Consider the following 1521-nt stretch of genomic DNA (forward strand, 5'->3'; position numbering starts at 1 on the left):
TTTGGAGCCAGCACCTTTTTTTGCGAAGACTTTTATTTTTATAAGTCAGAGAAATCTATTTAATTGAAACCTTTTTCTCCACAAGCCGCAACACATTCTGTTTCTGTTTTGAATTCATTAAGATTAGATAAGAAATTCCCCCTACTGCTATCCCTAAAAACCAGTTATAGGTATAAAGAGTTTGGAGACTAGGAACTACCAAGCCTATTAAGGCAACAATTACGCCTATTCCCATTGCAACAAATGCTCTTAGGTTCCAGCCGTTTCGGTAAGTATATTGTCCTTCCTTGACGAAGAAACTATTAAGATCATATTGACTGCGCCGAATTAAGAAGTAATCAACTATCATGATTCCTGACACCGGTCCTAATGTTCCCCCGATTGCCCCCACAATATTAAATATCGTTGCAGCATTGTTAAACCAAAGCCATGGAGCAAAAAATACACCAATTACGATGGAAATGATACCTGCTTTCACGAAATTAAGTTTACTAGGAAGCAAATTTATAAGATCATATGCCGGTGACACAACGTTCGCTACAACGTTAACAGACAGTGTAGCAATTAATAAGGCAAATGCACCTATTAGTACTACAATAGGCTGGTCCTTGAATTGAAGTAATAGTTCAACTGGATCAGTTATTGGCTTGCCGAAAGCGATAATTGTTCCGGCAGTTATCATAATGCTCATAAAGGCAAAAAATGTCATCATAATCGGTAGACCTACTGCCTGGCCTATGACTTGATCTTTTTGGCTTTTTGAAAAACGGGTTAGGTCAGGGATGTTTAACACTAAGGTAGCCAATACACCTATCATTCCTGTAACAGAGAGGAAAAAGCTTTTCCAAAACTCCCCGCCAGACAACTTAGACTCTATTGAAAAAAGAGGAGCGAAGCCATCGGCCACATTAACTGCCCAATAAACTAACCCCAATCCCAACACAATAACCAATGGTCCGGCCCACATTTCAAACCGTCTTACACGCTCCATTCCGTGAGAAATGACCCATGCATGAAGCAACCAGAACGTCCCAAAAGAGATCCAATCATTTAGACCCATTCCCAAGAAAGTGTGTGCACCAAGTGAAACCCATTTAGGATATATGACCGTTATTACAGCTCCTACAGCTTTACTACCCGCATAGGCCTGAACGGCAAACCAAAAAATAGCCACAAATGCTCGAATTAGAACCGGGACATGTGCTCCTTTATAGCCAAATGAAGCTCTAATCAAAACGGGGAAAGGTAATCCATACTTCGCACCACCAGCACTATTCAGCCAAATGGCAATGATCAATGCAATATTTGAAAGGATAACAGCTCCCAATGCCTGCCATACACTCATACCCATCGCTATTAGGCTTCCAGCAAGCTCGTAGGAGACAATATTATGAATCATTCCCATCCAGATCATGGAATAGGAACCCCAGCCCCATGTTCTCTTTTCATCTGGAATAGGCGCAAGATCTTCATTATATAATGAAGGGTCTGGATTGCTAATAGTGATAGTTTTTGAACTCA

Annotated in this window: 1 protein-coding gene; it reads right to left on the reverse strand. The window is 40.7% G+C overall.

What is annotated here, in order from left to right; translation table 11 throughout:
* Positions 1-55: 55 nt before the first annotated feature.
* On the reverse strand, positions 56-1521 hold a 1466-nt coding region (locus V7659_RS30960; protein ID WP_335543827.1), incomplete at its 5' end, for an NCS1 family nucleobase:cation symporter-1.

It is taken from the genome of Neobacillus drentensis, assembly GCF_036966985.1.
GTDB classification, from domain to species: Bacteria; Bacillota; Bacilli; order Bacillales; family Cytobacillaceae; genus Neobacillus; species Neobacillus drentensis_E.